Source organism: Methylobacterium sp. E-005 (genome assembly GCF_022829725.1).
GTDB lineage: Bacteria > Pseudomonadota > Alphaproteobacteria > Rhizobiales > Beijerinckiaceae > Methylobacterium.
The window spans coordinates 1-22,854 of sequence record NZ_JAKSYG010000065.1; the positions used below are offsets into that span (position 1 = coordinate 1).

23 protein-coding genes are annotated in these 22,854 nt (G+C 69.4%); 11 read left to right on the plus strand and 12 right to left on the minus strand.

Translation table 11 applies throughout. The features are described from left to right. Positions 1-221: 221 nt before the first annotated feature. The gene (gene msrA, locus MKK88_RS06975) at positions 222-938 is read right to left on the minus strand and encodes a peptide-methionine (S)-S-oxide reductase MsrA (RefSeq protein ID WP_243998226.1); all 717 of its coding nucleotides are present in this window, start codon (positions 936-938) and stop codon (positions 222-224) included. 141 nt (positions 939-1,079) lie between these two features. Here msrA and trpB point away from each other — a divergent pair, with 141 nt between their 5' ends. Next, positions 1,080-2,321: a tryptophan synthase subunit beta gene (trpB, locus tag MKK88_RS06980; RefSeq protein WP_243998228.1), complete on the plus strand. Its 1,242-nt coding sequence runs from the start codon at positions 1,080-1,082 to the stop codon at positions 2,319-2,321. Between the two features lie 366 nt (positions 2,322-2,687). On the opposite strand, the gene MKK88_RS06985 is transcribed toward trpB, so the two are convergent. Next, positions 2,688-3,266: a helix-hairpin-helix domain-containing protein gene (locus tag MKK88_RS06985; protein ID WP_243998230.1), complete on the minus strand. Its 579-nt coding sequence runs from the start codon at positions 3,264-3,266 to the stop codon at positions 2,688-2,690. A gap of 101 nt (positions 3,267-3,367) precedes the next feature. Between MKK88_RS06985 and MKK88_RS06990 the strand changes: the two genes are divergently transcribed. Both MKK88_RS06990 and MKK88_RS06995 read left to right on the plus strand, forming a co-directional pair. Continuing rightward, positions 3,368-5,212 (plus strand): ABC transporter ATP-binding protein, encoded by a 1,845-nt coding sequence (locus tag MKK88_RS06990; protein WP_243998231.1) that lies wholly within the window; start codon positions 3,368-3,370, stop codon positions 5,210-5,212. 143 nt (positions 5,213-5,355) lie between these two features. After that, positions 5,356-6,294 carry a cell envelope integrity EipB family protein gene (locus MKK88_RS06995; RefSeq protein ID WP_243998233.1) on the plus strand — a complete coding sequence of 313 codons (939 nt, stop codon included), beginning with the start codon at positions 5,356-5,358 and terminating at the stop codon, positions 6,292-6,294. A 224-nt stretch (positions 6,295-6,518) separates the two neighbouring features. Here the strand turns inward: MKK88_RS06995 and MKK88_RS07000 are convergent, their stop codons facing one another. Further along, positions 6,519-6,815: a DUF3572 domain-containing protein gene (locus MKK88_RS07000; RefSeq protein ID WP_243998235.1), complete on the minus strand. Its 297-nt coding sequence runs from the start codon at positions 6,813-6,815 to the stop codon at positions 6,519-6,521. A gap of 80 nt (positions 6,816-6,895) precedes the next feature. Between MKK88_RS07000 and MKK88_RS07005 the strand changes: the two genes are divergently transcribed. Next, a complete protein-coding gene (locus MKK88_RS07005) occupies positions 6,896-7,267 on the plus strand; it encodes a response regulator (protein ID WP_007560977.1) in 372 nt (123 codons plus the stop codon). A 122-nt stretch (positions 7,268-7,389) separates the two neighbouring features. Beyond that, positions 7,390-8,763 (plus strand): PleD family two-component system response regulator, encoded by a 1,374-nt coding sequence (locus MKK88_RS07010; RefSeq protein WP_243998237.1) that lies wholly within the window; start codon positions 7,390-7,392, stop codon positions 8,761-8,763. An 18-nt stretch (positions 8,764-8,781) separates the two neighbouring features. Here MKK88_RS07010 and MKK88_RS07015 read toward each other — a convergent pair whose 3' ends face one another. Then, a complete protein-coding gene (locus tag MKK88_RS07015; protein WP_243998239.1) occupies positions 8,782-9,471 on the minus strand; it encodes an MgtC/SapB family protein in 690 nt (229 codons plus the stop codon). Between the two features lie 281 nt (positions 9,472-9,752). On the opposite strand from MKK88_RS07015, the gene MKK88_RS07020 reads away from it, so the two are divergent. The 3 genes from MKK88_RS07020 (at position 9,753) to MKK88_RS07030 (ending at position 12,757) form a co-directional block, all read left to right on the plus strand. Further along, entirely contained in the window at positions 9,753-10,961 is a 1,209-nt protein-coding gene (locus tag MKK88_RS07020; protein WP_243998242.1) for a DUF2252 family protein, read from the plus strand. Between the two features lie 105 nt (positions 10,962-11,066). Continuing rightward, complete coding sequence (locus tag MKK88_RS07025; protein ID WP_243998243.1) at positions 11,067-12,029, plus strand: acetyl-CoA carboxylase carboxyltransferase subunit alpha; 963 nt, start codon at positions 11,067-11,069, stop codon at positions 12,027-12,029. After that, complete coding sequence (locus tag MKK88_RS07030) at positions 12,026-12,757, plus strand: DUF1796 family putative cysteine peptidase (RefSeq protein WP_243998245.1); 732 nt, start codon at positions 12,026-12,028, stop codon at positions 12,755-12,757. The genes MKK88_RS07025 and MKK88_RS07030 overlap by 4 nt, the downstream gene beginning before the upstream one ends. 9 nt (positions 12,758-12,766) lie before the next feature. Here MKK88_RS07030 and MKK88_RS07035 read toward each other — a convergent pair whose 3' ends face one another. The 4 genes from MKK88_RS07035 to MKK88_RS07050 all read right to left on the minus strand — a co-directional run bounded on the left by MKK88_RS07035 (position 12,767) and on the right by MKK88_RS07050 (position 15,883). After that, positions 12,767-12,985: a DUF1640 domain-containing protein gene (locus MKK88_RS07035; protein ID WP_243998248.1), complete on the minus strand. Its 219-nt coding sequence runs from the start codon at positions 12,983-12,985 to the stop codon at positions 12,767-12,769. A 186-nt stretch (positions 12,986-13,171) separates the two neighbouring features. Then, positions 13,172-14,161: an inorganic phosphate transporter gene (locus tag MKK88_RS07040; RefSeq protein ID WP_243998250.1), complete on the minus strand. Its 990-nt coding sequence runs from the start codon at positions 14,159-14,161 to the stop codon at positions 13,172-13,174. Between the two features lie 14 nt (positions 14,162-14,175). Next, on the minus strand, positions 14,176-14,817 hold the full coding sequence (locus MKK88_RS07045) for a DUF47 domain-containing protein (RefSeq protein ID WP_243998252.1): 642 nt from the start codon (positions 14,815-14,817) through the stop codon (positions 14,176-14,178). A gap of 154 nt (positions 14,818-14,971) precedes the next feature. Next, positions 14,972-15,883 (minus strand): LysR family transcriptional regulator, encoded by a 912-nt coding sequence (locus MKK88_RS07050; protein ID WP_243998254.1) that lies wholly within the window; start codon positions 15,881-15,883, stop codon positions 14,972-14,974. A 98-nt stretch (positions 15,884-15,981) separates the two neighbouring features. Here MKK88_RS07050 and MKK88_RS07055 point away from each other — a divergent pair, with 98 nt between their 5' ends. Next, positions 15,982-17,148: an MFS transporter gene (locus MKK88_RS07055; protein WP_243998256.1), complete on the plus strand. Its 1,167-nt coding sequence runs from the start codon at positions 15,982-15,984 to the stop codon at positions 17,146-17,148. Between the two features lie 154 nt (positions 17,149-17,302). Then, on the plus strand, positions 17,303-18,808 hold the full coding sequence (locus MKK88_RS07060; protein WP_243998258.1) for a murein L,D-transpeptidase family protein: 1,506 nt from the start codon (positions 17,303-17,305) through the stop codon (positions 18,806-18,808). A 36-nt stretch (positions 18,809-18,844) separates the two neighbouring features. On the opposite strand, the gene MKK88_RS07065 is transcribed toward MKK88_RS07060, so the two are convergent. From MKK88_RS07065 to MKK88_RS33760, 3 genes are all read right to left on the minus strand, one after another. Then, positions 18,845-19,588: a dienelactone hydrolase family protein gene (locus tag MKK88_RS07065; RefSeq protein WP_243998260.1), complete on the minus strand. Its 744-nt coding sequence runs from the start codon at positions 19,586-19,588 to the stop codon at positions 18,845-18,847. A gap of 154 nt (positions 19,589-19,742) precedes the next feature. Beyond that, entirely contained in the window at positions 19,743-19,916 is a 174-nt protein-coding gene (locus MKK88_RS07070) for a YqaE/Pmp3 family membrane protein (protein ID WP_243998262.1), read from the minus strand. A gap of 160 nt (positions 19,917-20,076) precedes the next feature. Beyond that, entirely contained in the window at positions 20,077-20,199 is a 123-nt protein-coding gene (locus MKK88_RS33760; RefSeq protein ID WP_279602124.1) for a hypothetical protein, read from the minus strand. A gap of 608 nt (positions 20,200-20,807) precedes the next feature. On the opposite strand from MKK88_RS33760, the gene MKK88_RS34235 reads away from it, so the two are divergent. Further along, positions 20,808-21,206 carry an autoinducer binding domain-containing protein gene (locus MKK88_RS34235; protein WP_409566626.1) on the plus strand — a complete coding sequence of 133 codons (399 nt, stop codon included), beginning with the start codon at positions 20,808-20,810 and terminating at the stop codon, positions 21,204-21,206. Between the two features lie 35 nt (positions 21,207-21,241). Here the strand turns inward: MKK88_RS34235 and MKK88_RS07075 are convergent, their stop codons facing one another. After that, a complete protein-coding gene (locus MKK88_RS07075; protein ID WP_243998264.1) occupies positions 21,242-22,834 on the minus strand; it encodes a c-type cytochrome in 1,593 nt (530 codons plus the stop codon). Between the last annotated feature and the right edge of the window lie 20 nt (positions 22,835-22,854).

The following is a 22,854-nucleotide window of genomic DNA, read 5'->3' on the forward strand; positions in this document are numbered from 1 at the left end:
CCGCGCATCTCCCTCCCCCCTCTGCGGGGGAGGGTGGGCCAGCCGTAAGGCCGGGTCGGGAGAGGGGCAGCGCGACGGTTCAGGACGTGGGGCCCGTCGTGACCTATCCGGCAGCGTCGCTCCCCTCTCCCGACCCCCTTCGGGGGCCACCCTCCCCCACAGAGGGGGGGGAGGGAGGGCGCCTCACTCCGTCACACAAGCGGGAGATAGTGCCCGAAGCCTCACGCCGGCGGGCGGCTAACCAGCACCGGCTGCGCCACTGTCCGCTCCGGGAACAGGGCGCGCAGGGCTTCGAGCTTCGGCGCGTCGTTGGCGGCGATGTACGGGTGCCCCGGGTGCGACGCCATGAAATCCTGGTGGTAGGCTTCCGCCGGGTAGAAGGCCGCCCCCGGCTCGATCCGGGTGGCGACCGGGCGCGCGTAGGTCTTGGCCGCGTCGAGCTGGGCGATGTAGGCCTTGGCGATCCGCGCCTGCTCGGCATCCTGCGGGAACAGGGCCGAGCGGTATTGGTGCCCGGTATCGGGGCCCTGGCGGTCCACCTGGGTGGGATCGAGGGCGACCGAGAAGAAGATCCGCAGCAAGTCATCGTAGCGGATCACCGCGGGATCGTAGGTGACTGCCACGGCCTCGGCATGGCCGGTCCCGCCGCCGCTGACCGTCCGGTAATCGGCGTCGGCCCGGGTGCCGCCGGCATAGCCCGAGACCGCGTTGCTCACCCCGCGGACGTGCTGGAACACCCCCTGCACGCCCCAGAAGCAGCCGCCTGCGAACACCGCGACGTGCGAGCCCGGCGCCTCGGCCGTGTGGATCGCCGGCTCCGGCAGGCGCCGGGGCGCCTCCTCGGCCAGCGCCGGCAGGCGCGGCAGCAGGAGTGCGGTCGCGAGGCCGAGCCCGAGGGCTGCCCCGGGGAGCGGGCGGATCGTGTCGCGAAGAGCCATGCTGTCCTCCTGCCGGATACTGACAGGCTGTTCGCCACGGCACCCGATCCGGTTACGCGCACAGCAGGCCGCATTGCGGCGGCGGCCACATGGGTCTAGGCACCCGGCAAACGATCGACCCTCGCGCGCAGGATCCGTCCCGTGACCATCGCCCCCGAGCCCAACTCCTTCCGCACCGGCCCCGACGAGCGCGGCCGCTTCGGCATCTTCGGCGGCCGGTTCGTCGCCGAAACGCTGATGCCGCTGATCCTCGAACTGGAGGCGGCCTACGAGACGGCCAAGACGGATCCCACCTTCAAGGCGGAGATGGAGAGCTACGGCACCCATTATATCGGCCGGCCGAGCCCGCTCTACTACGCCGAGCGCCTTACCGAGCACCTGCGCGCCAAGGCGCCGGCCGGGCAGGGGGCCAAGGTCTATTTCAAGCGCGAGGAGCTGAACCATACCGGCTCCCACAAGGTGAACAACGTGCTGGGCCAGATCCTGCTGGCCCGCCGCATGGGCAAGCCGCGGATCATCGCCGAGACCGGCGCCGGCCAGCACGGCGTCGCCACCGCGACCCTCTGCGCGCGCTTCGGCCTGAAATGCGTCGTCTACATGGGCGCGGTCGACGTCGCCCGGCAGGCGCCCAACGTGTTCCGCATGAAGATGCTCGGCGCCGAGGTGGTCCCGGTGGAATCCGGCACCAAGACCCTCAAGGACGCCATGAACGAGGCGCTGCGCGACTGGGTCACCAACGTCGCCGACACGTTCTACTGCATCGGCACGGTGGCGGGGCCGCACCCGTACCCGGCCATGGTCCGCGACTTCCAGTCGGTGATCGGCCGCGAGACCCGCGAACAGATGCTCGCCCAGGAGGGCCGGCTCCCGGATTCCCTCGTCGCCTGCATCGGCGGCGGCTCGAACGCCATGGGGCTGTTCCACCCGTTCCTGGACGACCGCGAGGTGGAGATCTTCGGGGTCGAGGCGGCGGGCCATGGCGTCCAGTCCGGCCTGCACGCGGCCTCGCTCACGGGCGGCAAGCCGGGCGTGCTGCACGGCAACCGCACCTACCTGCTCATGGACGCCGACGGCCAGATCGCCGATGCGCACTCGATCTCGGCGGGCCTCGATTATCCGGGCATCGGCCCGGAGCACGCGTGGCTGCACGAGATGGGCCGGGTCACCTACCTGTCGGCGACCGATTCCGAGACGCTGGAGGCGTTCAAGCTCTGCTCGATGCTGGAGGGGATCATCCCCGCCCTGGAGCCGGCCCATGCCCTGTCGAAGATCCTGGAACTCGCGCCGCAGCGCCCGGCCGAGCACCTGATGGTGCTCAACATGTCGGGCCGCGGCGACAAGGATATCCCGCAGGTGGCGGAGATTTTTGGGACGACGCTCTGAGGGCGCGGCTCACCCCTCGGCCTGAATCGTGTCACGGCCGCCCAAAGTAGGAAGGCCAATCGGGTTCAGGCCCCTTGTCGACGCGAGCGTCCACCGAATTCGCGCTGCCTCAACGGCGCTCGTAGAGAGTGTCAATGAACGCGGCGTCGGCCGGCTTCGGATCCGGTCCGCCTCGTTTGTGGAGCGCGCTTACAAAATCGGCCGTCCGGTCGACCAGATCGCGCTGCCCCGTCTGACGGTTGATCTTGTTATGGCGGCTGCGGCACACCGCGTCCGTGTCATGCGTATCCGGCGGAGTCATAAGGTCCGTCGCAAGCGCATCTCTTTGTGGATCCTGGGGCGCCCTAAGCGATACCCCCGGCCGCCTCACCGCACCGTCACCTGATCCTTGATCCGCTCGTAGACGGACCGGCTGAGCACCCGCTTCGACAGGAGCTGGTCCACCGACGCGTAAGGGCGCTTGGCGACGATCGCCCGGCCGATGGCGCCGCCGCCGCGCAGGCGGTTGAGATCGGTCACCGAGGCGGTGTTCAGGTCGACCACCGCCAGGGCCCGGGGCCCGGCGCTGTCCTCCGCCTTGTCGATCTCGGCCTGTCCGGCTGCGTCCACGCCCTGCGGCTGAGCCGGGGCGGCCGGATCGGACGGGAAGGCGAGGGCGTCGGACGGCAACTGGATCGGGGCTGCGGCTTTCTGAGGCGGAGCGGCGGCCTGAGGCAGGACGTTGCCCCCCGGGTCAGACCCGGGGGGCGGAACCGGGACGGGGCTCGGCGCGGCCGGCTGGACGACGACCGGAGACTCGGCCACTGGAGCGGGCCCGGGCGGCGGCGCGGATGAGGAGACCGGCGCGGGATTCGGGCTCGGCAACAGGACCTGCACCACCGCGGCGAGGATGCCGGCGATGATGAGAAGTAGTGAAATTCTGAGAATCGCAGGTCCGCTGAGCACGCATCACTCGACGAGGTCTAAACCACTATCATGCTACAGTTTATGCTTTCGTCGCGTATTGGCCAACCTGTCGGCGCACTTCGGCCTTGGATGGCGCGGCGATGACGGAGCCGGCGGCCCGTTCAGGGGCGCGTCTCGGGGCCCTGCGCCACCTGCCGACCCTGGTCCGGGAGATCGCCGCCGCGAGCCCGTGGATGCTCGCGGCGAGCCTGGCCCTGCGTCTCCTGGCGGCCTGCCTGCCGGTCCTGTCGCTGTACCTCGCCAAGCTGATCCTCGACGGCATCGTGGCCGAGCACGCCCGGCCGGCCCCGGAACCGGGGCTCGCCGCGTGGTTCGCCGATCCCGGTCGGGCGCGCCTTGCGGGGCTGGTGGCGGCTGAGCTCGGGCTCGCCCTGCTGTCGGACCTTGCCGGGCGCCTCACGAACCTCACCGAGACCCTGATCGGCGATCTCTACGCCAATGCGGCTTCCCTGCGGCTGATGGCGCATGCCGCGGCCCTCGACCTCGCGCAGTTCGAGGACAGCGCCCAGCAGGACCGGCTGGAGCGGGCACGCCGGCAGGTCAGCGGCCGCACCGGCCTCATCGGGACGGTGCTGTGGCAGTTCCAGTCGGTGGTGACCCTGGCCTCCCTGGCGGTGGGCGTCGCGGCCTTCACCCCGTGGCTGATGGTCCTGATCGCCGCCGCCCTGGTGCCGGCCGTGCTCAACGAGTGGCATTTCACCAAGGCCGGCTACCGCCTCGCGTGGTTCCGCAGCCCGGAGCGGCGGCGCCTCGATTACCTGCGCTACGTCGGCGCCAGCGTCGAGACCGCCAAGGAGGTCAAGCTCTTCGGCCTGTCGGGCTACGTCACCGATCTTTACGCGCAGGTGGCCGGGCGGCTGCTCGCGGAGAACCGGAGCCTCGCCGTCGCCCGCGCCCGCTGGGGCTTCGCCTTCGCGAGCCTCGGGACCCTCGCCTATTACGGCGCCTACGCGGTGATCGTCTGGCGGACCGTGGCGGGCGCCTTCTCGGTGGGCGATCTCGCCTTCCTGGCGGGGGCGTTCCAGCGCCTGCACAGCGGCATCAAGGAGATGCTCCTCGGCTTCACCCAGATCACGAACCAAGCCCAGTATCTTGATGATTTCTATACGTTCTTCGAGATCGAGCCACAGATCCGGACGCCCGCGTACCCCCGTCCGGTGCCGAGCCCGATCGGCGCCGGTCTGGTCTTCGAGGATGTCGGCTACCGCTATCCCGGCACGCAGAACTGGGCGTTGCGCAACCTGTCCTTCGCGATCCGGGCTGGGGAGACGGTGGCGCTGGTCGGCGGCAACGGCGCCGGCAAGACCACGATCGTCAAGCTGATGACCCGGCTCTACGACCCGCAGGAGGGCCGCGTGCTCCTCGACGGGGTGCCGCTGCCGGATTATGACCTCGCGGAGCTCCGGGCGCGGATCGGAGCGATCTTCCAGGATTTCGTCCGCTTCGACCTCACCGCGGGCGAGAATGTCGCGGTCGGCCGCATCGAGGCCGCCGCCGATGCAGAGCGCATTGCGGACGCCGCCGCCCGGGGCCTGGCCGCCCCGGTGATCGAGCGCCTGCCCGAGCGCTACGCCCAGCCGCTCGGCAAGCGCTTCGCGGGTGGCCTCGACCTCTCGGGGGGCGAGTGGCAGAAGATCGCCCTGTCCCGGGCCTACATGCGGGAGGCCGAGATCCTGATCCTCGACGAACCGACCGCCGCCCTCGACGCCCGGGCCGAGCACGACGTGTTCGCGCGGTTCCGGGAACTCTCGGCGGGGCGCGCCACCGTGCTGATCTCGCACCGGTTCTCCACAGTGCGGATGGCCGACCGCATTCTGGTGCTGGAGGGCGGCCAGGTCCTGGAGGAGGGGAGTCACGCCGCCCTGATGGCCCATGGCGGTCGCTACGCCGAGTTGTTCACCCTCCAGGCGGAGGGCTACCGGTAATCCCCAGGATTGCCCGATTCCCGGAGCCTGCTATCTGCGGCGGACTGAGAGCCTCTCACAGAACGCCCGCTGCGCTGTCGCGGCCAGAGGGAGAACGCCCGGTGCCCGGGCGTTTTGTGAGGTGCTCCGAACCGAGGTCATCCATGCGCCTGCGCCTCCACCGACTTCTGACCGCCGGCCTTCTCGTCTCCGCCTGGAGCGCGAAGGCAGCCCCCGTCGTCACCGAACCGCCCACCCCCGGGACCGGGGCACAGAGCCCGGCCCCGCCGCAGGCTCCGGTCCCGGCGCCCGCCGCAATCGTGCTCGCCAACCACCGGGCCGTCTACGACCTGTCGCTCGACGAGAATGGCAGCAGCCGTTCGGTCGAGAGCGCCCGCGGGCGCATCGTCATCGACTTCCGGGGTGATGCCTGCCGCGGCTACACGATGCTGACCCGACAGGTCACGGAGCTGTCCTCCGGCGAGACCGGTTCCCGCCTGTCCGACATGCGCAGCACCACCTTCGAGGGCGGCCAGGCCCGGGAGTTCCGGTTCAAGACGACGACGCTGACCAACAACCAGCCCGCCGCCCCGGTGGACGGGACCGCCACGGATCAGGGCAACGCCGTCACGGTGAAGCTGAAGGGGGGCGCCAAGCCCTTCACCGTCGAGGGACCGGTGCTGTTCCCGAGCGAGCATATGCGCCGCCTGATCGAGGCCGCGCGGGCCGGCCAGTCGACCCTCTCGGTCAAGGTCTTCGATGGGTCCGACGATGGGAAGAAGGTGTACGACACCTTCGCGGTGATCGGTCACACCGAGACGGGTCCGGCACCGGCCTCCGGCTCGACCCGGGACAAGCCCCTGCGCGAGGGGGCAATCGCCAGCATGCCGCACTGGCCGGTGCGCTTGAGCTATTACACGGAGGGCGCCGGCGAGCGCACGCCGATCTATACCCTCGGCTTCGACCTCTACGAGAACGGCGTGAGCGGCGCGCTCAAGCTCGATTACGGCGACTTCGCCATCCTGGGCGACATGACCACCCTGGACATCGATGCCGCCGGGGGGAAGGGCGACAAGGAGGCCGGGAAGGGCTGCACGCCCTGAGACGGGCCGCCCCGGTACAGGATGTGCGTTCTTTCCCGGACCGGTGGAGCGAAGCCGAACCCGATCCGGGATCCAGCGCAGAACCAAGCCGCGACAGTGGCATTGTCTCATTGGACGCTTCGCGGATCCCCACGCTGGGTCCAGGATCGCATTCCACGCCGTTCCATGGGCCCGGGCAGATTTATGGGCCCGGGAAAGGGCTGCGCCCGTCGCGGAGGAGGGCCTCAGGCCCACTCGTCATCCGGGCGCGGCGTGAGTCGATGCCATGCTGCGGCGATCCGCTCAGGCTTCACGTCGAGCGCCTGTGCACAGGCGAGAAGCACGTTCTCGTCGCCCATCACGTGGTCGAGCACGCCCACCAGGAAAGCCGGCTCCCGGACGCTGGCGCGCAGCGTATCGAGATCGAGACCGGTCGCCGCCAGGAACGGCAGGAGGCGGTCCTCCTCCCCCGTGATCCACAGCAGAACGTCGAGGGCGAGCCGCTCTGCGGCCTCATCCCCTTGAAGAGGTTTGCCATTCATCAACATGTCAACGCTACAAAGGTGATGGAGGGGCTTCACCGCCCGCTAATCATGATCGGCGAGCACCGGGACAACGGATCATGAAGAAGACGGTGCTGATCGTCGAGGACAACGAGTTGAACATGAAGCTGTTCAACGACCTCCTGGAGGCGAACGGCTACGCCACGCTGAAGACCGCCCACGGCATCGAGGCGATCGAGCTGGCGCGCGCCCATCACCCCGACCTGATCCTGATGGACATCCAGCTCCCGGAGGTGTCGGGCCTCGAAGTCACCAAGTGGCTCAAGGAGGATGACGACCTCAAGTCCATCCCGGTCATCGCCATCACGGCCTTCGCCATGAAGGGCGACGAGGAGCGTATTCGCGAGGGCGGCTGCGAGGCTTATTTGTCGAAGCCAATCTCGGTCGCGAAGTTTTTGGCAACGGTTCGCGCGTATCTAGAGCCGCGGTGACCTCACAGGGGCACACCGTTGAGGCGGCCCCCCGACCGATCCGGGGGACCGCCTGAACCGTCTGTCTCGATGCGCGGCCGTATCCCGCCCCGGGCCGCCCTGCCGCGCGTCAGCGAGGAACCATGTCGGCCCGCGTCCTGATCGTCGACGACCTGTTCCCGAACGTGAAGCTTCTGGAGACGAAGCTCGGGCTCGAATATTTCGACACCCTCGTCGCCATGAACGGCCCGGACGCCATCGCGATCTGCGAGAAGGGCCTGTGCGACCTCGTCCTGCTCGACGTGATGATGCCCGGCATGGACGGGTTCGAGGTCTGCCGCCACCTCAAGGGCAACCCGGTCACCGCCCATATCCCGGTGGTGATGGTCACGGCCCTGGACCAGCCCTCGGACCGCCTGCGCGGCCTCGATGCGGGGGCGGACGACTTCCTGACGAAGCCCGTGGACGACACCGCCCTGTTCACCCGGGTGCGCAGCCTCGTGCGGCTGAAGGCGGTCACCGACGAATTGCGCCAGCGGGCGCTGGCCTCCCGCGAATTCGGGATCGGCGATCCCCTGGCGCTCGCTGCCGCCGAGACCGGCCTCGATGCCCGGATCCTGCTGATCGAGGATCGCCCCGGATCGGCCGAGCGCCTCGCCGGCGCCCTGCGTCAGAACCACGCGGTGACGATCGAGTCGGATCCGCAGGCCGCCCTCGTGCTGGCCGCCGAGGGGGCGTTCGACCTCGCCCTGGTGAGCCTCGACCTGGGTGGGTTCGACGGCCTGCGCCTGTGCAGCCAGCTCCGGTCGCTGGACCGGACCCGCGCCATGCCGCTGATTATGCTGGCGGAGGAGCACGACCGGGCCCGGGTGGTGCGCGGGCTCGATTTCGGCGTGCACGACTTCCTGATGCGCCCGGTCGATCGCAACGAGCTGATGGCCCGGGCTCGCACCCAGGTGAAGCGCAAGCGCTTCACGGAGGCGCTCCGGGGGGCGATGCAGGCCTCCCTGCAGATGGCCGTGACCGACGCGCTGACCGGCCTGCACAACCGGCGCTACCTCGACAACCACCTCGGCGCGCTGTTCGCGGAGCCGGGCGCCCGGCATGCGGCGCTCGCCGCCCTCATCCTCGATATCGACCATTTCAAGCGGATCAACGACGGCTACGGCCACGAGGCCGGGGACGAGGTGCTGCGCGGCTTCGCCGACCGGGTCCGCCAGCACACGCGGCCGGTCGACATCGTGGCGCGCTACGGCGGCGAGGAGGTGGTGGTGATCCTGCCGGAAGCCGGCCTCGCCGAGGCGCAGGCGATCGCCGAGCGCATCCGCGAGCGGGTCGAGGCGGCGCCGTTCCCGGTGCAGCGGGCGACCCGGTCCATCGGCGTGACGGTCTCGATCGGCGTCGCGGTGCGGCAGGCGGACGACGTGGATTCCAGCGCCATGCTCCGGCGGGCCGATCTCGCCCTCTACCGGGCCAAGGCGGCGGGGCGGAACCGGGTGGAGCACCAGGCCGCCTGAGGCCAGGCCTCGGCGCCTTCAGCTCAGATCCTCCCAGCTGACCTTGGTCACGGCCCGCGCCGCCCGCAGCCGCGCCATGGCGGCGAGGGTCCAGGCCCGGTCCTCCCCCCGATGCGAGCCGATGCAGCGCAGGCTGCCGCCCTCGTCCCCCTGAACCAGCGTGCTGGCCTTCACCGTCAGACCCAGCGCGTCGAGTTCAGCCAGCAGAGCCGCCGGATCGGCTTCCGGGCCGAACTCCACCGTCACCGTGCCGTAGCTGCGCTGGCGCAGGACCGCTTCGAGCCGGCGCAGGGCCTGGAGCGTGACGAGCCCCGAGAGCGTGGCGGCGAGGCCGACCGGCCAGGCGCCGCTGCCGAAGCAGAGCCCGATCACCGTAGTGAGCCACAGGGTCGCCGCCGTGGTGACGCCGCGGACGATGTTGCCCTGCTTGAGGATCGTGCCGGCACCGATGAAGCCGATGCCGCCGAGCACGCCCTGCGCCAGCCGCATCAGGTCGAGCCGGATGAGGCCGCCCCCGGCGCCGGCATTCTGCGCCAGCAACCAGTCGGCGAGCAGCATCGCCGTGCAGGCCGAGAGGCAGATCAGCACCAGAGTCCGCAGGCCGGCCGGATGCCCGAGCTCCTCCCGGTCCCAGCCGAGCACGAAGGCCGCCAGGAAGCTCAGGCCGAGGCGGACCGCAATGGTTTCGACGGTAGGATCGCCGCTCATCGCGCGGATCCCGCACAAGTTGCAATTCTTTGACAAACTGCAAGCTTCGGGCAAGTTCCGGAGATCCGGTGAACAGGTTTGGACCCGTCGAAGAGCGGCCGGCGCCCGGCGGCTCGATACAATGTCTTTCGCATCACCGCGAGGTATAGCTGCCGGCTTCGTCAGGAAGCTCCAATCCGGCCGATGAACGCGAATTTAATGTCCGGTGGCAAACACTGCGTCGCGGCACGCGTTATCGAGCGCCGCATGCATTGGCTGCAGGGCGAGGAGCGAACGACCGAATGGATATGCAGGTGCCGGCACGATCCGGCCGCGACGCGAGCGTGCTGGAGCACCGCCGCCTGTGCAAGATCGCCTCCTCGCCGCACGCCTATGTCCGCGGCACTACGGCGCGCTTCTACGACCTGATCGCCCAGATGCCGGCCGGGACCCTGCCGGCGGGGCCGCCGGTCTGGATCTGCGGCGACGCCCATCTCGGCAATCTCGGCGCCGTGGCCGATTCCGACGGGCGGATCGGCATCCAGATCCGCGACCTCGACCAGACCGTGGTGGCCAACCCCGCCTTCGATCTGGTGCGGCTGGCCCTGTCCCTGGTCACCGCGGCGCTGAACGCGACGCTGCCCGGCATCGTCACCGCCCGGATGATGGACGCGATGGCGATCGGCTACGCCGAGGGAATCGCCGATCCCGAGGGCGCCGAGCGGGACATCGCCGAATCCGACATCGTCGCCACGACGAAGCATCGGGCGCTCGGCCGGCGCTGGCGCCACCTGTCCGGCGAGCGCCTGAAGGGCAAGACCGACCACCTGCCCCGGGGGCACCGGTTCTTCGACCTCGAGCCCGACGAGCAGGATTCCGTCACGGCGCTCATCCGGGATCCGGCGGTGCACCGGCTCGTTCTGGCGCTCGGCAGCGACGCGAAGGGTGCCGAGATCCGGCTCCTCGACGCCGCCTACTGGATCAAGGGCTGCAGCTCGCTCGGCCGCCTGCGCTATGCCGGCCTCGTGGAGATCCGCGGCGGCGGGCACCCGCACCGCGCCCTCCTCGACGTGAAGGAGGCGGTGCCGCACCTCGCCCCGGCCGCCCATGCGGCCGCCATGCCGGCCGATCATGCCGAGCGCGTCGTAGCCGGCGCCCGGGCGCTGTCGCCGCATCTCGGCGACCGGATGGTGGCGGGCCACGTCCTGGGTAAACCCGTCACGGTCCGCGAGTTGATGCCCCAGGATCTCAAGATCGACGCCGAGCAGTTCTCGCGGCGCGAGGCGGTCCGCGTCGCCGGCCACCTCGCCGCAATCCTCGGCCGGGCCCATGGCCGCCAGATGGACGAGGCGACCCGGCGGACCTGGATCGACACGGTGCGCGAACCCGGCCCGGGTCCCGACGCCCCCGGCTGGCTGTGGTCCGTGGTTACCGAACTGATGGGCGCGCACCAGCGCGGCTACCTGGAGCATTGCTACCGGATCGCCCGCGAGGACCTGTCGCACGGCTGAGCCCACCACCGTCCGGCCAACAGCCCGGTTGACACCAATCCCGCCATCGCCAACACCGCGCGCCAGCCGCCTCGCTGCGGCGGATGCCGGAAGACCTGTGACACGATGGCGGTGACGCGCACCTACCTCGACTTCGAGAAGCCCGTGGCCGAGCTGGAGGCCAAGCTCGAGGAATTGCGGGCCGTGGGCGAACGCGACGGCGCGGTGTCGATCTCCGAGGAGGTCGGCCGGCTGGAGGCCAAGGCTGGTCAGGCGCTGGCCGAGATCTACGCGAATCTCACCCCCTGGCAGAAGACCCAGGTGGCCCGTCACCCGCAGCGGCCGCACTTCGTGGATTATTGCGGCGGCCTCATCACCGAGTTCACGCCGCTCGCGGGCGACCGCAGCTTCGGCGAGGACGAGGCGATCCTCGGCGGCTTCGGCCGGTTCCGCGGTCGGCCGGTGCTGGTGCTCGGCCAGGAGAAGGGCGCCACCACCGAGGCGCGGCTCCGGCACAATTTCGGCATGGCCCGGCCCGAGGGCTACCGCAAGGCGGTCCGCCTGATGGAGACCGCCAACCGGTTCGGCTTAGCCGTCATCGCCTTCGTGGATACGGCGGGCGCCTATCCGGGCATCGAGGCGGAGGAGCGCGGCCAGGCCGAGGCGATCGCCCGCTCCACCGAGGCCTGCCTGGCGCTCGGCGTCCCCAACGTCGCCGTGGTGATCGGGGAGGGCGGCTCCGGCGGTGCCATCGCGCTCGCCACCGCCAACCGGGTGCTGATGCTGGAACACGCGATCTACGGGGTGATCTCGCCCGAGGGCGCCGCCTCGATCCTGTGGCGCGACCAGGGCCGCGCCGCGGACGCCGCCACCGCCATGAAGATCACTGCCCAGGATCTCCTGCGCCTCGGCGTGATCGACGCGATCATCCCGGAAGCCACCGGCGGGGCGCATCGCGACCGCGAGGCGGCGATCCGCATGGCGGGCGACGCGATCGCCGACTCGCTCAGGCAGTTCGAGGGCCTCGGCCCGGACGAGATCCGCGACCGGCGCGCGGAAAAATTCCTGGCGATCGGCCGGACCCTGTGAGCGCGCCCGGGGCGACCGGGGGGCTGTTCGGCGCGATCGGGCGGCTCCTTGGCCGGCGCGACGCGCGGGAGCCGGGCCCGCACAACCACATTTCCCTCGGCTGCAACTGCCAGATGGCGCATGTGCTTAAGACCCTGGACCTGCGCCAGTGGTCGGGCCCGCTCGACTGGATCTTTTCGATGCCCGGCATGGCCCGGGATTGTCTCGCGGATGATTTTTCCTCCCTCCTCGACCGGGACCAGCTGGAGAGCATTCCGGAAGCCGAGCGGCGCGGCCCCGACATCTGGCGCGGTCGGCACCGGCTCTACCGGGAGCGGCACGGGCTCGAATGCGTGTTCAACCACCATGACCCGGCGGCGAACGCCGCGGACTACGCCTTCCTCGCCGAGGGCGTGCGCCGGATCCGGACGGCCCTCGACACGCCGGGCACCGACAACCGGCTGTGGATGATGACCCATCTCCATACGCCCCGTGACATGGTGGAGGCGATCGACGAGGCTCTGGGGGCGCGGGCGAGTCGCAACCACCTGACCTTCCTGCAACTGGAGATCGGTCATCCGCGGATGACGGTGGTGGAGGCCGTCGATCTGCGGCCGACCCTGCGCTGGCTCACGGTACAGACCCCGTCCGAGCCGGTCGGCCTGCGCCTGGCCGATCCAACGGACGACGCCCAGCTCGTGGAGATCATCCGCGCGGAGGCGTCCCGGCGGCCGGCGCTGTTCGGCTGAGCGTCCGCGTCAGTGTTTGGCGCCCGACAGGGCGACGATCGCGCCGACGATGACGATCGTCTGGAATCCGATCGAGCCGATCGCCCATTTCATGATGTCGAACTTGGCTCCAGCCAAGTCTGTCTTCGTGACGAGATTCGTCAGGCCGGCGTCGCGGCTCTCGCGAATTGCGGTGGTGATTGCCTCGGCCCGATCCCCGGATAGGCCCGTGGCCTTGAGCCGACGCACGGGGCATGCGTATCGAGCGAGAGGGCCGTCATAGGTGACGCCGGCCTTCCTGTAGCCTGGACTATCATTCGGCCGAGTCCGGAGAATGGCCATCGCCAGGTTGGCGCCATCCTCCCCCGGAGGCACGCCGCGGGACGGGCATTCGGCCTGTCCGGCCTCGCCGACCCGCGTGATCGGGGCCTCACCTCACGGCAGCACGAATCCGGACAGGCCGTAAACCAGGGCCGCCACGAGCGCGGCCGCCGGCATCGTGACCACCCAGGCGACCACGATGCCCTGGGCGACGTTCCAGCGGACCGCGGAGACGCGCCGGGCCGCGCCGACGCCGACGATCGCCCCGGTGATCGTGTGCGTCGTGGAGACCGGGATCCCGAGGGCCGTGGCCGTGAACAGGGTCAAGGCACCGCCGGTCTCGGCGCAGAACCCCTGCATTGGCGACAGGCGCGTGATCTTCGATCCCATCGTGTGGACGATGCGCCAACCGCCCAGCAATGTGCCGAGCGCCATGGCGCTCTGGCACGACAAAACCACCCAGAGCGGCACGTGGAACCCGCCTGTCTCCTCGCCATGGGCGTAGAGGAGCACGGCGATGATGCCCATCGTCTTCTGTGCGTCGTTGCCGCCATGGCCGAGGGAGTAGAGGGAGGCCGAGACGAATTGCAGCTTCCGGAACAGGCCGTCGACGGCGGCCGGGGTGGAGCGGACGAAGATCCAGGACACCGCGAGCACGAGGATCAGCGCCAGCACGAAGCCGAGCGCCGGCGACAGCACGATGGCGGCGCTCGTGGTGATGACGCCGGGCCAGACGATCGCGCCGAAGCCCGCTTTCGTCAGGCCGGCCCCCAGGAGGCCGCCGATCAGGGCGTGCGAGCTGGAGGAGGGAATCCCGGCATACCACGTGAGCAGGTTCCAGGTGATCGCGCCGCCCAGCGCGCCCAGGATCACCCGGTCGTCGACTACCGTGACGTCGATGATGCCCGATCCGACCGTGCCGGCCACGTGCAGGCCGAAGACCAGGAACGCGACGAAGTTGAAGAATGCCGCCCAGAACACCGCGTAGCGGGGCGCCAGAACCCGGGTCGACACGATGGTGGCGATGGAGTTCGCGGCGTCGTGCAGGCCGTTCAGGAAGTCGAACAGCAGCGCGACGGCGATCAGAATGATGAGGAGGATCACGAGGGGCCCGCGGCTCAGACGTGTTCGACGACGATGCTGCTGATCTGGTTCGCCACGTCCTCGAACCGGTCCATCACCTTCTCCAGGTGGTCGTAGAGTTGGGAGCCGATCAGGAAGGCCATGGGATCCTGCCGGGAGGCCCTGAACAGCGCCTTCACGCCGGCATTGTGCAGGTCGTCGGCCCGCCCCTCCAACTGGATCACGCGCTCGGTCAGGGCGTTCAGCGCCGTGGCGTTCTCGCCGAGGGCACGCATCTGCGGCAGCGCCTCAGCCACCACGGCGGCGGCCTCCTCGATCACCGCCCCCATCTCGCGCATCGCCGGCTCGAAGGTCGTCACCTCGAACAGCTGCACGGCCTTGGCGGTCTTGAGCATCTGGTCGATGGCATCGTCGAGGGAGCCGACCAGCGCCTGGATGTCGCCGCGGTCGAACGGCGTGATGAAGGTCCGGCGGACCGCGAGAAGCGCCTCGCGGGTGATCGCGTCGGCCTTGTCCTCGTGCTCCGCGAGGGCGCGGTAGGCCTCCGGGACATCCTGCGTCCCGTCGAGCAGGGCGCGCAAGGCCGCCGACCCATCGACCAGCGTGGCGGCATGGCGCTCGAACAGGTCGAAGAACCGGTCTTCCTTCGGCATCAGCGCCCGGAACCAAGCCAGCATGTGAAGTCCAGGTCCCGAGGGTGGAGGGGTCGACGGCCGCGATCGCGCCAGCCGTCGCATTGCGACAACCGCGGCGCAAGCACGGTGCTGCCACAACGTAAGGGCGGAACTGAAGCCGGCTAGGGTCTTCGCGCGGCCCTGTTCGGACCGGCGCTCATCCGATGCTGCCCCCACGCATCCGCTCGGCCAGGAAATCGATCAGCACCCGCACCCGGGCCGGCATCGCCGGACCGCCCACGAAGACCGCGTGGATCGCCTCCCGGTCCTGCGGATTGAACGGCTCCAGGAGCGGCACCAGTCGGCCGGCGGCGAGGTCGTCCCCGATGTGAAAATTGCCGACCCGGGTGATGCCGACGCCCCGCAGGGCGAGCTGCACCAGGGTCTCGCCGTTATTGGCGGCGACGGTGCCGGTGACCGGAAGGATGAAATCCTGCCCGTCTTCCCGGAAGGGCCAGCCCGGCTCGGCCCGGCGAAAGGTGAAGTTGAGGCAGTTGTGGCGTGCCAGATCGGCCGGACGGTCCGGCGTACCGGCCCGGGCGAGATAGGCCGGCGCCGCCACCACGGTCCGGCCGGTGTCGCCGAGACGACGGGCCGTGAGCGGGCTGTCGGCGAGCGGTCCGAACCGGACCGCCACATCGGCGCGACCGCCCGGCACGTCGGCGATCTCGTCGCTCAGGTCGATCTCGACCGTGATGCCGGGGTGGCGCGCCACGAAGTCGGCGAGCAGCGGCACGATCACCAGCCGGCCATGCGCGGTGGCGGCGCTGACCCGGACCCGCCCACGCGGGCAGCCCCGGTCGGCGAGCGCCGCCTCGGTCTCGTCGAGATCCGCCAGGATGCGGCGGGCCGCCCGTCCGTAGGTCTCGCCCTCGGCGGTAAGCCGCAGGCTCCGCGTCGTGCGGACGAGGAGTTGCACCCCCAGCCGCAGCTCGATCCGGGCGACGATCCGGCTGACCGCCGAGGGCGTCAGACCGAGCCGGCGTGCGGCGCCCGAGAGGCTGCCGGCCTCCGCCACCGCCACGAACACCGCCATCTCGCCGGCCCGGTCGGCCCTATCGTGCTGCATTCGTGACGTCCAGGCACAGATCCTGATCCGTCCCAGAGGCTACTGTCCATCGCATGAATCGGCCACCTGCGTGTCCGGAACAACCGGAGGCGATACACATGGCGCTCAACCCACCCCTGCTGGCCCTGGCGGTCGGCGCGTTCGGCATCGGGGTGACCGAATTCACCCCGATGGGGATGCTGCCCGTCATCGCGGACGACCTCACCGTGTCGATCCCCGCAGCGGGCCTCGTGGTCAGCGCCTACGCGCTCGGCGTTCTGGTCGGCGCGCCCCTGATGACGCTGGCGACCGCCCGTATGGGCCGGCGGCGCCTCTTGGTCGGGCTGATGGCGATCTTCACCCTCGGCAATGTGATGGCGGCCCTCGCCGACAGCTACGCCATGCTGGTCGCCGCCCGACTCGTGACATCCCTGAACCACGGCGCGTTCTTCGGGGTCGGCTCGGTGGTGGCGGCCGGGATCGTGCCGCCGGAGCGCCGCGCCGCCGCGGTGGCCGCCATGTTCTCCGGCCTCACCATCGCGCTGATCGGTGGCGTGCCGCTCGCCGCGTGGTTCGGCGAGCTCTTCGGCTGGCGCACGGCCTTCTGGGGCATCGCGGGCGTCGGCCTCCTCGCCATGCTGGCGCTGCGTCTCGCCCTGCCGGAGCTCAAGCCCGCGGCGGGCGACGACCTTCGGGCGGAGCTGCGCGTGCTCGGGCGCGGGCCGGTGCTCGCCGCCCTGGCCCTGACCGTCGTCGGTGCCAGCGCGATGTTCACGGTGTACACCTATATCGTGCCGATCCTGCGGACCGAGACCGGCGCGGCGACTCCCTTCGTGACCGCGATGCTGGTGCTCTACGGAATCGGTCTCACCGTCGGCAATTGGCTCGGCGGCCGGCTCGCCGACCGCTCGGTCGACGGCACGATCATCGGCTCCCTCGCCGGGCTCGCCATCGTCCTGGCGCTGTTTGCCGCGGGCATGCACGGGGCGATTCCCGCGGCAATCCTGATCTTCCTTTGGGGCGTGGGCAGCTTCGCCCTGGTGCCGCCGCTCCAGATGCGGGTGATGGAGAAGGCGTCCGAGGCGCCCAACCTCGCCTCCGCGATGAATATCGGCGCCTTCAACCTCGGCAACGCCATCGGGGCGGCCGTGGGCGGCGGCGTGATCGATGCCGGGTTCCGACTCCCGGCCGTGTCGCTCGCCGGGGCCGCCATGGCGGCGATCGGCCTCGCCCTGCTGCCGGGGCTGCGCCGTGGGGCCCGGGGGCGGATCGCCGCGGCCTGTTGATCCGGGCGCAATTCCCTGGGGAAGCCGTCCAGTGTTGCACGTGCGTCCTTGCGGTAAGGAAGGCGCAAGCTTAACGAGCCTATTGGGTTGGGGAGTGGCACGCGACGGTTGCCGAAAAGGCCCGCGGGTGCGCGTAGGACGATTGAGGTTCCCCATGACGGCGCGTCTCGCGACTGCGCGGATGCTGGCGGCCGCTTCCCTGCTGGCCCTCTCCCTCGCCGCCTGCCAGGACGGATCCGGGATCAACGGGCCGAGTGCGCGCAGCCTCGCGCCGGTCGCGCCGCAGACGGTCGCGCTGATGCAATCCAAGGGGATGCAGCAATCCGACCCGATCCTGATCCGCGCCTTCAAGAAGGAGGCGGAGATGGAGGTCTGGAAGAAGGGCAGCGACGGCCGCTACGCCCTTCTGAAGACCTACCCGATCTGCCGCTGGTCGGGGCAGCTCGGCCCCAAGACCCGCGAGGGCGACCGGCAGGCGCCGGAGGGGTTCTATACGATCACCCCGGGCCTGATGAACCCGAATTCCGCGTACTATCTCTCGTTCGATACCGGCTTCCCGAACGCCGTCGACCGGGCCAACGGGCGCACCGGCCGCTACCTGATGGTGCACGGCACCTGCTCGTCGGCGGGCTGCTTCGCCATGACCGACGCGACCATCGCGGAGATCTACGCCATCGCCCGCGAGGCGTTCATCGGCGGGCAGCGCAGCTTCCAGTTCCAGTCCTACCCGTTCCGGATGACGGCCGAGAACATGGCCAAGTTCCGCAACGACCCGAACATCGGCTTCTGGCAGAATCTCAAGGAGGGCTCGGATTATTTCGAGGCCCTGCGCGAGGAGCCGAAGGTCGGCCAATGCGGCACGAAATACGTGTTCGGAGGCGCCGACGCGGCCGCCGGCTCGTGCAAGCCGAGGGTCGAGCCGGAGGTTGCGGAGAAGACCACGCGCGACGCGCGTGCGATCGCAGAACTCGTCGCCAAGGGCACCCCGGCCGTGCGGGTGGTCTACCAGGACGGTGGCCAGAACCCGGTCTTCCGGCCGCCGGCCAACACGAGCGCCTTCGCGAGCCTGGGCGGCACCGAGACGGTCCTGCCCTACGATGCCAAGGAGTATGGCCGGCACAATCTCGGCGACGTGAGCCGGCCGGAGACCCTGGCGGCCGGGCCGCAGGAGATCGAGGTGGGTCCGAAGGGCCAGCCGGTGATGCTGGCCGGCGCAGAGACGGCGACTCCGGTCAAGGCCGCCAAGGCGGGCCGCCCCTCCGGCAGGGACAGGGAACCCGCCAAACCGGCCGTCGCCACCCTCATGGCCAACCGGGCCGAGCCCGACGCCAAGGTCGAGACGACCGCGGCGCTTCCCGCGAAGCCCGCCCGGATCGCCGTGGCCGACGCGGACGGAGATCCGAGCAGCTATCAGAAGCTGTTCGGTCAATTGTTCATCAAGGACGATCGGGCGCCCAAGCCCGCTCCGCCGACCCCGACGGTCGATGCCCTCGTCGTGCCGGAGCCCGTCAAGCTCGCGCATGCCGCCGAGAAGGTGGCGCCGAAGCCGGCCGCCAAGGCGCATGCGGTCAAGACCGCGAAGGCCGATGGGACCGGCGACGGCAAGGCGGGGGCCAAGCCGGCCCTCAGGAAAGGTGAGGTCGACAAGGCCAAGCCCTGAGCGAGAGCGTGCCCGGGCTCGTGACGCCCCCCTGTCTTACGGGTCCGCGCGCAGGGTTCGGTGGAACAGGTCCCGCATCGACACCCAGCCCCGCTCGGACGCGGCTGGGTCATAGACCAGAAAGTCAGGCATCATCCAACCGTGCGCGGCGGGATAAGTCTCGGTGGTGAACTGCACCCCGGCCTCGGTGAGGGCCGCTTCCAACCGCGCGGCCATCGCGGGCGGGTAGCTGCCGTCGTTCTCCGCGGCACCGATATAGACCTCCGCCTTCAGCTTCGGCGCGAACAGGTGCGGGCTCGTCGGTGCGTCGGTCGCGAGGTTGCCGCCGTGAAAGCTCGCGACCGCCGCGAACCGATCTGGGTAAGTCCCAGCCGAGGCCAGCGCCATGCCGCCGCCCATGCAGAAACCCACCGCACCGATCCCGCTTCCCGCAATGTCGCCGCGCGTGTCGAGGTAGGCGAGGAAGGCTCCCGTGTCCGCCGCGGCCTTGTCGTTCCCCGTCGTGGCCATCAGCGGGCCAAGAATGGCTCGGAAGTCACCCTTGAACACCTCCCTGGGCACGAACGGCCCGTAGGGACCGTAGCGGTAGAAGAGGTCCGGCAGCAGGACGGCAGTTCCGGCCGCAGCGAGTTGCTCGGCCATGTCGATCATCGCCGGCCGGATGCCACCAGCATCCATGTAGAGGATCACCGCGGGCCACGGGCCCGCACCGGCCGGTGTGACGACATGCGCCCGGCATTCCCCCTCGTGCGTCCGGATCGTGATGTGTTCGGTCGGCATCATATGCTCCCGGGCCGGACATCCGTGATGTCCGCCGCGACGGCGTTACGTCCACGAGCGGCTCAACCGCAAATCACCCGAGGTCGCCGAACCCACGCGTTCTACGCCGCCCACCGCCGGGCCTGGGCACCCCGGCCTCGGCCCGCAGGCGGCTTCAGAGCAGCGGGCGGTCGCGGTTCATCAACCACAGGGCGTGAACGGTCCCCGGAAGCCAGCCGAAGATCCAGAGCACGATGTTGAGCAGGAACTGCAGCCCGAAGCCGTTGGTGACGAGGACCGCGATCGGCGGGATGAAGATGGCGAGCAGGATGCGGATCAGGCTGGACACGGACACTCCGGGGCTGAAATCCTGAGGGCGTCACGCTCAAACGAAGCGCGGCATTGTCCGTTCCCGGAGAGCCTCCGGGTAGGCGCCCTCCGATCCCGGCGCCGCCCGCGCCGAACGATGCACGCGGAGTACCGACCGGCAACCCTGCCGGCCGCCCGGATCACAGGGCCTTGCCGGGCATGTCCTTGGCGCGCGCCGCCATCGCTTCCATCATCCAGAGCGCGTGACGTCGGCTCTCGATACCCGGTAAGGCGCGATAGGCACGGACGATACGGAGCAGCATCGCCACACTCTCGTACACGCCGCAACGCGGCGATCCGGCGTCCCGGCCCGGTCTTCGACGGGGCCTCAGGAAGGCATCGATATCAGTTCCGTTTGCCGCCGCGATTCTCTCCAGCAAACTTAAAGTCAATCCATTCGTGTACAAGTAAATTCTCCTGCGAAGAATTCTTGCTTAACTTGAAGGAATTTTTCCGAAACTTTTCCGGTCGCTGAAGATTTGCATGAAGGCATCACTCTGGAGATCTCATCGACTCCATAACCCAAATGATGCGCCAATGACGAGCATTAGTCAAATTACGCGCGATATCTTGGATGAAATCAGATCATTAAAATTCCCGACCGAGACACGGAGCAACCTATATTTTCACACAAGGACGTTCTGTGACGACGCATTTGTACTGAGAAATCTACCAAGATCGCCAAAACAGGTCCTTCGGGACAGCACTTCGATCTCAGGTTGGCCTCGCACGGGGATGCAGCGCTCTCAAGCCAAGGGCTTTATTCACAGCGATCCGGTCCTGAGACGCCTGAAGAGCGTCATCGCTCGTGTCTTCCGGCATGGGGCGCCGGCGGGTCGGGCCGATGGCTGCATCGTGATGGACGACGCGCGTGTCCGGATTGCGCCAGGGCGTCTGCGTCCCCGTCCATCGACACGACGGCAAAGAGGCCTGCCTCAGCTTTAGCGGATCGCGTCCGGAACGTTCCCCGGGCGAGCGCGCCGCCCGGCACATGATCGCGATCGACGCTGCGTCCAGCGCGAAGGCGATCACCTATCTCCGCGGGCGGATCAAGCCGGTCACGCGAAGCCACGTGACGATGGGCGCAGTGGAATGCCCGAACTGGTCGGCCGCCGGAAAGACGGCCGGGGACAGTTTGATTGTTCTGGCTCGACGAGGACGAAAGTTTCCGCGTTCAGACCGACCTCGGTCATGGCGGACGGCTGATCGAGACCAGCCGAGACGTCGAGACGCTGCCCCCCCGGTCGCGTCAAGCCTGCGGCAGGCCTAGCCAAGCCGCAGGCCTGATCCGCGCCGCCTCCGGGCTCACGGCTTGCTGGCCGGCGGCGTGATGGCCGCAGGCACGTTCGCCGCCTGTTTCTCCGGGTTCTTCACCTGGCTGTAGGCGACATTGGCGAAGGTGCCGATCACCGCGGGCCAGCTCGGCTTGCCGTATTGCGGGTCGTCGCGGCCGACCTTGCAGAAGGCCGTCGTCAGGGCGTTGACCACATCGTCGTCGTTGGCCCCGGTCGAGGCGCCCTTGATCTGCGGGACCAGCCGGACCAGCGTCGGCACGAAATCCTGCTGCTTCAGGCCCTTGAGGGTGTCCTGCACGCCGAGCTGGTCGAAGGCGGCCTTCAGCTTGTCCTGCTCGATCTCGGCGCAGGGCGCCGTGCCGGCCAGCATCGTCCGCGTGGCGGCGCGCGCCTCCGAGGCCTTCTCGCCGGTCACGACCGGAGCCTTGTTGCCCCAGGAATTGCGGATGTAGTCGGTGACGTTCTTCACCTCGACATCGGTCATCTGCTGGCCGATCGCCACCATCGGGGCGAGGCCGCTCTGGGCCGCGAGCCCGCCATAGATCACCCGCAGCACCGTCTCGGGCCCGTCCGACATGACCGAAGTATTCCCCGCCAGGTTCGGCACCGCCCCCTCGATGCCCTTGCCGTCGGGCTGGTGGCAGGAGGAGCAGTAGGTCAGGTAGGTGGAGGCACCGGGGGCGTTGGCGGTGTCGAAGACCGCGAGGTCCTTCGGCTTGTAGGTCTGCTTGGCGGGGACCGTGCGCAGATAGGCGACCATCGCCTTCAGATCCTCCTCCTTCACCTTGGAGAGGGATTCCATGATGGTCTGGCGCATCGGACCGGCGGCGACGCCCGGCCGGTCGCCCGGGGCGGTGCCGGTCTTGAGGTAGGTCACCACCTGCTCGTCGGTCCAGGCGCCGATGCCCTGGTGGCCGTCGGGGGTGATGTTGGGGGCGTACCAGCCGTCGATCACGCCGCCGCCGAACCGGCCCGCGAAGCTCGAATTGCCGACGAGCTTGTTCTCGTTGTGGCACATCGCGCAGTGGCCGAGCCCCTCCACGAGATAGGCGCCGCGGTTCACCTCGGCGCTGGCGTTCGGATCGGGCTTGAAGCGCTCCTCGGTGAAGAAGGCCGTCCGCCACGTCACCAGCGCCGTGCGGACGCTGAACGGGAACGGGATCTGGCTCTCCTGGCGCTTCTCGTTCACCGCCGGGACCGACTGGAGATAGGCCCAGATCGCCTTGGTGTCGTCGTCGGTGACCTTGGTGAACCAGCCGAACGGGAAGGCCGGATAGAGGTAGCCGACATTCTTGCTGTAGCCGTGGCGGAACGCCTTATCGAAGTCGTCGTAGCTCCAGTTGCCCAGCCCGGTCTCCTTGTCGGGGGTGAGGTTGGGCGTCATGATCACGCCGAAGGGCATGGCCAGCGCGTAGTTGCCGGCGAGATATTTTCCGCCGGGCGCCGTGTGGCAGGCCGCGCAATCCCCCATCGTGACGAGGTACTTGCCGCGCTCGATCGGATCGGAGGACCCGTCCTGCGACCAGGCCGGGCTGGCCAAAACCATGGCCGCCAGAATCGGGGCGGAGGCCCATCCCGAGGGGAGGGCGTTCGTGCGCTTCATGGCATCCTCTCCCGGGCGGA

What these genes read in the sequence shown, in the direction of transcription:
- MKK88_RS07025 (WP_243998243.1), top strand. Translation starts at nt 11,067, where the DNA reads ATGGCGGTGACGCGCACCTACCTCGACTTCGAGAAGCCCGTGGCCGAG.
- MKK88_RS07010 (WP_243998237.1), top strand. Translation starts at nt 7,390, where the DNA reads ATGTCGGCCCGCGTCCTGATCGTCGACGACCTGTTCCCGAACGTGAAG.
- MKK88_RS07065 (WP_243998260.1), bottom strand. Translation starts at nt 19,588, where the DNA reads ATGCCGACCGAACACATCACGATCCGGACGCACGAGGGGGAATGCCGG.
- MKK88_RS07015 (WP_243998239.1), bottom strand. Translation starts at nt 9,471, where the DNA reads ATGAGCGGCGATCCTACCGTCGAAACCATTGCGGTCCGCCTCGGCCTG.
- MKK88_RS07075 (WP_243998264.1), bottom strand. Translation starts at nt 22,834, where the DNA reads ATGAAGCGCACGAACGCCCTCCCCTCGGGATGGGCCTCCGCCCCGATT.
- MKK88_RS07055 (WP_243998256.1), top strand. Translation starts at nt 15,982, where the DNA reads ATGGCGCTCAACCCACCCCTGCTGGCCCTGGCGGTCGGCGCGTTCGGC.
- MKK88_RS06995 (WP_243998233.1), top strand. Translation starts at nt 5,356, where the DNA reads ATGCGCCTGCGCCTCCACCGACTTCTGACCGCCGGCCTTCTCGTCTCC.
- MKK88_RS06990 (WP_243998231.1), top strand. Translation starts at nt 3,368, where the DNA reads ATGACGGAGCCGGCGGCCCGTTCAGGGGCGCGTCTCGGGGCCCTGCGC.
- MKK88_RS07000 (WP_243998235.1), bottom strand. Translation starts at nt 6,815, where the DNA reads ATGAATGGCAAACCTCTTCAAGGGGATGAGGCCGCAGAGCGGCTCGCC.
- msrA (WP_243998226.1), bottom strand. Translation starts at nt 938, where the DNA reads ATGGCTCTTCGCGACACGATCCGCCCGCTCCCCGGGGCAGCCCTCGGG.
- MKK88_RS07045 (WP_243998252.1), bottom strand. Translation starts at nt 14,817, where the DNA reads ATGCTGGCTTGGTTCCGGGCGCTGATGCCGAAGGAAGACCGGTTCTTC.
- MKK88_RS07050 (WP_243998254.1), bottom strand. Translation starts at nt 15,883, where the DNA reads ATGCAGCACGATAGGGCCGACCGGGCCGGCGAGATGGCGGTGTTCGTG.
- MKK88_RS07020 (WP_243998242.1), top strand. Translation starts at nt 9,753, where the DNA reads ATGGATATGCAGGTGCCGGCACGATCCGGCCGCGACGCGAGCGTGCTG.
- MKK88_RS33760 (WP_279602124.1), bottom strand. Translation starts at nt 20,199, where the DNA reads ATGCTGCTCCGTATCGTCCGTGCCTATCGCGCCTTACCGGGTATCGAG.
- MKK88_RS07005 (WP_007560977.1), top strand. Translation starts at nt 6,896, where the DNA reads ATGAAGAAGACGGTGCTGATCGTCGAGGACAACGAGTTGAACATGAAG.
- MKK88_RS07060 (WP_243998258.1), top strand. Translation starts at nt 17,303, where the DNA reads ATGACGGCGCGTCTCGCGACTGCGCGGATGCTGGCGGCCGCTTCCCTG.